Source organism: Actinomycetospora chlora, from assembly GCF_039542135.1.
GTDB lineage: Bacteria > Actinomycetota > Actinomycetes > Mycobacteriales > Pseudonocardiaceae > Actinomycetospora > Actinomycetospora chlora.
The window spans coordinates 1-6,380 of sequence record NZ_BAABHO010000100.1 but is presented as its reverse complement, the minus strand read 5'-3'; the positions used below and the strand labels follow the sequence as shown (position 1 = coordinate 6,380).

The 6,380-nt window shown below is 76.9% G+C and carries 8 protein-coding genes; 5 read left to right on the top strand and 3 right to left on the bottom strand.

Annotated elements, in window-relative coordinates; translation table 11 throughout:
* Both ABD994_RS30700 and ABD994_RS30695 read right to left on the bottom strand, forming a co-directional pair.
* A partial coding sequence (locus ABD994_RS30700) for a hypothetical protein (RefSeq protein ID WP_345425350.1) occupies positions 1-209 on the bottom strand: 209 nt, incomplete at its 3' end.
* A complete protein-coding gene (locus tag ABD994_RS30695; RefSeq protein ID WP_345425347.1) occupies positions 206-505 on the bottom strand; it encodes a hypothetical protein in 300 nt (99 codons plus the stop codon). The genes ABD994_RS30700 and ABD994_RS30695, both read right to left, overlap by 4 nt.
* Positions 506-592: 87 nt before the next feature.
* Here ABD994_RS30695 and mug point away from each other — a divergent pair, with 87 nt between their 5' ends.
* From mug to ABD994_RS30670, 5 genes are all read left to right on the top strand, one after another.
* Entirely contained in the window at positions 593-1,147 is a 555-nt protein-coding gene (gene mug, locus ABD994_RS30690) for a G/U mismatch-specific DNA glycosylase (RefSeq protein WP_425550160.1), read from the top strand.
* 29 nt (positions 1,148-1,176) lie between these two features.
* Positions 1,177-2,157: an NADPH:quinone reductase gene (locus ABD994_RS30685; RefSeq protein ID WP_345425344.1), complete on the top strand. Its 981-nt coding sequence runs from the start codon at positions 1,177-1,179 to the stop codon at positions 2,155-2,157.
* Between the two features lie 85 nt (positions 2,158-2,242).
* Complete coding sequence (locus ABD994_RS30680) at positions 2,243-3,973, top strand: GMC oxidoreductase (protein ID WP_345425341.1); 1,731 nt, start codon at positions 2,243-2,245, stop codon at positions 3,971-3,973.
* Positions 3,974-4,107: 134 nt separating this feature from the next.
* Positions 4,108-4,833 carry a dipeptidase PepE gene (gene pepE / locus ABD994_RS30675; RefSeq protein WP_345425338.1) on the top strand — a complete coding sequence of 242 codons (726 nt, stop codon included), beginning with the start codon at positions 4,108-4,110 and terminating at the stop codon, positions 4,831-4,833.
* Positions 4,806-5,972 (top strand): amidohydrolase family protein, encoded by a 1,167-nt coding sequence (locus ABD994_RS30670; RefSeq protein WP_345425335.1) that lies wholly within the window; start codon positions 4,806-4,808, stop codon positions 5,970-5,972. The genes pepE and ABD994_RS30670 overlap by 28 nt, the downstream gene beginning before the upstream one ends.
* 23 nt (positions 5,973-5,995) lie before the next feature.
* Here ABD994_RS30670 and ABD994_RS30665 read toward each other — a convergent pair.
* On the bottom strand, positions 5,996-6,380 hold a 385-nt coding region (locus tag ABD994_RS30665; protein ID WP_345425332.1), incomplete at its 5' end, for a hypothetical protein.

Genomic DNA, 6,380 nt, shown 5'->3' with positions numbered 1-6,380 from the left:
GACGCCGCCGCGGCGAGCCCCCCGAGCACGCCGTCGACGTCGTCAACCAGGGCGGCGTGGCGGGCACCGAGGGCCACCCGGGCCGCCGCGGCCGCCTCCGCCGCCGGGCCGCTCCAGCCGGACACCGGGCGCAGCGACCCGCCGGCGTGCGCCAGGCCGGCGCGGGCCACGCCGAGGCGGGTCACGGCGTCCGCGAGACCGGCCGTCACGGCCCGGCCCGGTGGGCCCCGGCGGCGACGGCCGCGTCGACGTCGGCATAGCCCGCGGCCGCCGCCGCGAGCGCCTCCCCGTGCGCCACGACGTCGGCGACGCACAGCGCCACCGCGGCCTCCCACCGCCCGGCCAGCGCGACCGCGGCCGCCCCGGCCCGCCCGCCCGGCACCACCGCCACCGACCGCACGGCCTCCGCCGCCGCGGGTGCCGCCACGTCCAGCACCGCGGCACACGCCCCCGCGGCACCCGCCAGCTCCTCGGGCCGCACCTCCGGCCCGTCCTGTTCGCTCACACCGGTTCCGACGCGGCGGCGGCCCCGGCGGATCCGCGCGGCCCGCGGCCTGGGGACGCATCCGGCCGGTGGGGATACTCGGTGATCGTGCCGGTCCCTTCCCCCGCCGAGTTGGAGTCCGCGAAGAACAAGCTGCTCCCCGACGTCCTGCCCGGGCCCGACGACCCGCCGCTGCGGGTGCTGTTCTGCGGTATCAACCCGGGGCTGGTGTCGGCGGCCACCGGCCACCACTTCGCCCGGCCCGGCAACCGCTTCTGGCCCGCGCTGCACGCCTCGGGCTTCACCCCGCGTCTGTTCGCGCCCGCCGAGCAGGGTCTGCTCCCCGCCCTCGGGCTCGGCATCACCAACGTCGCGCCGCGCGCCACCGCCCGCGCCGACGAGCTCGACGACGCCGAGCTGGTCGCCGGCGGCGAGCGGCTGCGCGCGCTGGTGGCCGAGGTCCGTCCCGCCTGGCTCGCCGTCGTCGGGATCGGCGCCTACCGGGTGGCGTTCGCCGACCGCAGGGCCGCCGCCGGGCGCCAGGAGCGCACGCTCGGACCGACCGGGCTGTGGGTGCTGCCCAACCCGAGCGGCCTCAACGCCCACCACACGCCCGCCACCCTGGCCGCCGCGTTCGCCGCGCTGCGGGAGGTGTCGGGGTAGAGGGGCCACCGGGCGGGAACTGGCCCGGCATGAAGGCTGCGATCTACCGCCGCACCGGCCCCGCCGCCGAGGTGCTCGCCGTCGAGGACGTCGACGTCCCCGACCCCGGCCCCGGCGAGGTCCGCGTCCGCATCACCGGCTCCGGGGTCAACCCGACCGACTGGAAGACCCGCGCCGGCCTCACCGGCCGCGACCCCGAGACGTTCCAGATCCCGCACCAGGACGGCGTCGGTGTCGTCGACGCGGTCGGCGAGGGCGTGGACGCCGTCGCGGCCGGGGAGCGGGTCTGGCTGCAGCTCGCGGCGTTCGGCAACCGGTACGGCACCGCCGCGGAGTACTCGGTGCTCCCCGCCGAGCGCGCGATGCCGCTGCCCGCCGACGCGCCCGACGACCTCGGCGCGTGCCTGGGCGTGCCCGCGGTGACCGCCGCGCACTGCCTGCTGGTGCGCGGCGACGGGCGGGAGGCGCTGCGCGACGCGACGGTGCTCGTGGCCGGCGGCGCGGGTGCGGTCGGGCACTACGCGATCGAGCTGGCCAAGCACGCCGGCGCGCGCGTGGTGACGACGGTGAGCAGCGAGGAGAAGGGCGAGCTGGCCCGGGCCGCGGGCGCCGACCTCGTCGTGAACTACCGCGAGGACGGGGCGGTCGACCGGGTGCGGGAGTTCGCCGGGCGCGTCGACCGGGTCGTCGAGGTGGCGCTGGGCGCGAACCTCGAGCTGGACCTCGCGGTCGCCGGCGCGGGCACCGTCATCGCGGTCTACGCGAACGAGCCCGACGACCCGGTGATCCCGACCCGCCGGTTCATGGTGGCCAACGCGACGATCAGCTACGTGCTGCTCTACGGCGTGCCGGCGCCGGAGCTGGCCGCCGCGTCGGCGTGGGTGTCCGACGCCGCACGGGCCGGCGCGCTCACGCCGCTGCCGGTGACCCGCTACGCGCTCGACGACATCGTCGCCGCGCACGAGGCGGTGGAGAACGGGGCCGTGGGCAAGGTCGTGGTCGTGCCCTAGGAGTGGCGCCCCGCGGTCCTGCGGTTGGCCGGACCGCTGTACCTGTGACCTGGCGTTACAGCTACCGGCGGGTTAACCTCGTCGCGTGTCGACGCACTACGACGTCCTCGTCGTCGGGTCCGGGTTCGGGGGCAGCGTCACGGCGCTGCGGCTCGCGGAGAAGGGCTACCGGGTCGGCGTCCTCGAGGCCGGCCGGCGGTTCACGCCCGAGACGCTGCCGGCCACGTCGTGGGACGTGCGGAACTTCCTGTGGGCCCCGAGGCTCGGCTGCTACGGCATCCAGCGCATCCACGTGCTGCGCGACGTCGTGGTCCTCGCGGGCGCGGGCGTCGGCGGCGGGTCGCTGAACTACGCCAACACGCTCTACCGGCCCAAGAACGACGCGTTCTACCGCGACCCGCAGTGGGCGTCGATGACCGACTGGCGCGACGAGCTCGACCCGTTCTACGACCAGGCCACGCGCATGCTCGGCGTCGTCACCCAGCCGTCGGTGACGCCGTCGGACGTCGTGATGCGGCAGGTCGCGCAGGAGCGCGGGCGCGCCGACACCGTCGCCCCCACCCAGGTCGGCGTGTACTTCGGCGAGGGCCCCGGCGTGACGTCGCCCGACCCGTTCTTCGGGGGCGCCGGGCCGGCCCGCACCGGCTGTCTCGAGTGCGGCGAGTGCATGACCGGCTGCCGCCACGGCGCCAAGAACACCCTGGAGACCAACTACCTGGCCCTGGCCGAGCGCGCCGGGGCGGTGGTGCACCCGGAGACGACGGTGCGCACGATCCGGCCCGCCCCGTCTTCCCCGTCGGGCTATGTGGTGGAGACCCGCGCGACACGGGGCCGGGGCCGGCGGACGTCGTACACCGCGGACCAGGTGGTCGTCGCGGCCGGCACGTGGGGCACGCAGAGCCTGCTGCACCGGCTGCGCGACACCGGCGTCCTGCCGCGCGTCTCGCGCCGGCTCGGCGAGCTGACGCGGACGAACTCCGAGGCGCTGGTCGGCGCGATGGCCCGGCGGGCGCCGGTGCGCGGCGGGCCGCGGGACTTCACCCGCGGGGTCGCGATCACGTCGTCGTGGCACCCCGACGAGGACACCCACATCGAGCCCTGTCGCTACGGCTACGGGTCGAACGCGATGGGCCTGCTGACGACGCTGATGACCGACGGCGGCGGGCGGGTGCCGCGGGCGCTCAAGCTGCTGGGGTCGATCGTCCGGCACCCGCGGACGTTCGCGCGCTCGCTGGACAAGCGGCACTGGTCGGAGCGAACGGTCATCGCGCTGGTCATGCAGTCGCTGGACAACTCGATCACGGTGCGGCGGCGCTTCGGGCGTCTCGTGTCGCGCCAGGGCCACGGCACGCCCAACCCGACGTGGATCCCGGCGGCGAACGAGACCACCCGGCGGCTGGCCGAGATCATCGACGGCGACCCCGGCGGCACGTGGGGCGAGGCGGTGAACATGCCGATGACCGCGCACTTCATCGGCGGCTGCCCGATCGGCCCGGACCCCGAGCACGGCGTCGTCGACGGCTACCAGCGGCTCTACGGGCACCCGGGGCTGCACGTCGTGGACGGCTCGGCCCTCTCGGCGAACCTGGGCGTCAACCCGTCGCTCACCATCACCGCCCAGGCCGAGCGGGCGATGGCGTTCTGGCCGAACAAGGGCGAGGCGGACCCCCGCCCGGCCCTCGGCGAGCCCTACCGGCGGATCGCGCCGGTGGCCCCGCGGTCCCCGGTGGTCCCGGCCGACGCCCCGGGCGCGCTGCGCCTGGTCGGCCTGGGCACCCCGCCCGTCCCTCCCCGCACCCCCGTCGCCGGCGGCTGACGCACCTCCCGGTGCGAGCAACGCGGCATTGCTGGCACGGGGTGCCAGGATCGCCACATCCTCGCCGCCGCGACACGCCGGGACGTGTCAGCCTGGCGTCCAGGCGGACGTACCCCGTGCGTCAGGATCACGCGGTGCCCGCCGACGCCCTGCTGTTCTCGAACTCCCGCCCGCCCGGGGCCCAGGTGCCGTTCGCGCACGCCGCGGAGCCCCTGCGCGCCCACCTCGGCGGGCGGACGCTGTGGTTCGCCGCGTGGGCCGGGGACGACCTCGACACCTACAGCGGCTGGGTCGGCGACGCGCTGCGCGACGTCCTGGGCGACCTCGACGTCCGCGGCCTGCACCGCGAGGCCGACCCCGCGGCCACGATCCGCGACGCCGACCCCGACCGGGAGACGGTCTTCGTCGGCGGCGGCAACACCTTCCGCCTGCGCCGGCGCACGGGCGACAACGGCGTCCTCGCCGCCCTGCGCGACCGCGGGGACCTGCGCTACGCCGGCGCCAGCGCGGGCTCCAACCTCGCCTGCCCGACGATCATGACGACCAACGACATGCCGATCGTCGACCCGGGCGGGTTCGACGCCGTCGGCCGCATCCCGGTGCAGATCAACCCGCACTACCTCGACCCCGACCCGCACTCCACCCACCGCGGCGAGACCCGCGAGGAGCGGATCGCCGAGTTCCACCAGGAGAACGCCGTCGCCGTCGTCGGCCTCCGCGAGGGCGCCTGGCTCCTCCACCACCAGGAGACGCTCACGCTCGACGGCTACACCGCGCGGCTCTTCCGCCGCGGGCACGAGCCGGTGGAGCTCGCGGCGGGTACGGACCTGTCGTGGCTGCTCGCGACACCTACCTCCTGACCGACGTCCGCACGCGTCACCACGACGGACGCGTCGACGTCGCCGTCGACGACGGCGTCGTCACCGCCGTCGGGCCGGACCTCGATCCCGAGGGCCGCCCGCGACGCGACGGTGCGGGCCGGACCGTCCTGCCCGGGCTCGTCGAGCCGCACCTGCACCTCGACAAGGCGATGCTCGGTGCCGAGGTCGTCGACTCCCTCGACGACGCCGTCACGGCCACCGCCGAGGCCAAGCAGCACTTCACCCCCGACGACGTCCGCGCCCGCGCCACCGACGTCCTCGAGCGCGCCCACCGCGCGGGCACCACGCGCATCCGCACGCCCGTCGACGTCGACCCGACGGTCGGCCTGACCAGCCTCGACGTGCTGCTCGAGCTCCGGGAGGAGTGGGCCGGCCGGGTCGCGCTGCAGGTCGTGGCCTTCCCGCAGGAGGGGATCGCCGCCCGCCCCGGCACGCGCGACCTGCTCGTCGAGGCCCTGCGCCGCGGCGCCGACGTCCTCGGTGCCTGCAGCTACGCCGAGGACGACGTCGACGCCTGCCGCGAGCACGTCCGCGACGTCCTCGATCTCGCGCAGCGACACGGCGTCCCGGTCGACGTCCACGCCGACTTCGCCGCGGGGCCGGACGACCCCCGCCACGACCTCGCCGCCGACATCGCGGCCATGACCGCCGCCGCCGGGATGCAGGGACACGTCGTGCTCGGGCACGTCACGACGCTCGCCGGGCTCGGCGCCGACCGCCGCCGTCACGCCGCCGACGCCCTCGCCGACGCCCACGTCGGCGTCGTCGTGCTCCCGCCCACCGACCTCTTCCTCGTCGGCGCGTCGGCCCCGGTCCGCGAGCTGCGCGACGCCGGCGTCCGCGTCGCGTACTCGTCGAACAACGTCCGCAACGCCTTCACGCCCTTCGGCACCGTCGACCTCCTCGACGCGGCCCTGCTGCTGGGCCACATGCAGGGCGTCGGCCCCGAGACCCTGCTCGACATGGCCACCACCGGCGCCGCCGCCCTGATCGGCGACGACCGCCACGACGTCGTGCCGGGCGCCCGCGCCGACCTGGTGCTGATCGACGCACCCGACGCTGTCACCGGCCTGCTCGACCGCGCGCCCCGGACGCACGTCACCGACCTCCCCTCCTGAGGCGAGCCGGGTGAGCTCGGGCCTCAGCCGCCCTCGCCGATCGGGGTGACCTGCGCGTCGTCGCTCGGCCCACCGTCGCCGACGTCATCGATCCCCCCGACGGCGGATGGCTCACCGCCGCCCACCTGACCGACCACGGCGCCCGCGCCGCCACCCACGGACCCGCCACCGGCACCGCCACCGTCGCCGGGACCGCCGCCACCTCCGGCACCTCCGCCGGATCCACCGCCGGGCACGACGGGCACGCCGGCGGACCCGCCGACCCCCGCTCCCCCGCCCGCGGGACCGCCGGCGCCCGGCGCGACGGCGCCTCCGTCGGTGACCGCCGCGCCCCCGGGCGCGACACCGGGCGCGACGCCGGGCACGGCACCCCCGGCCGTGGGGTGCGCGGGGACCGAGACCGCGGCC

Excerpts from the sequence above, each read along its gene's own strand:
- ABD994_RS30685 (WP_345425344.1), top strand. The coding sequence starts at position 1,177 with ATGAAGGCTGCGATCTACCGCCGCACCGGCCCCGCCGCCGAGGTGCTC.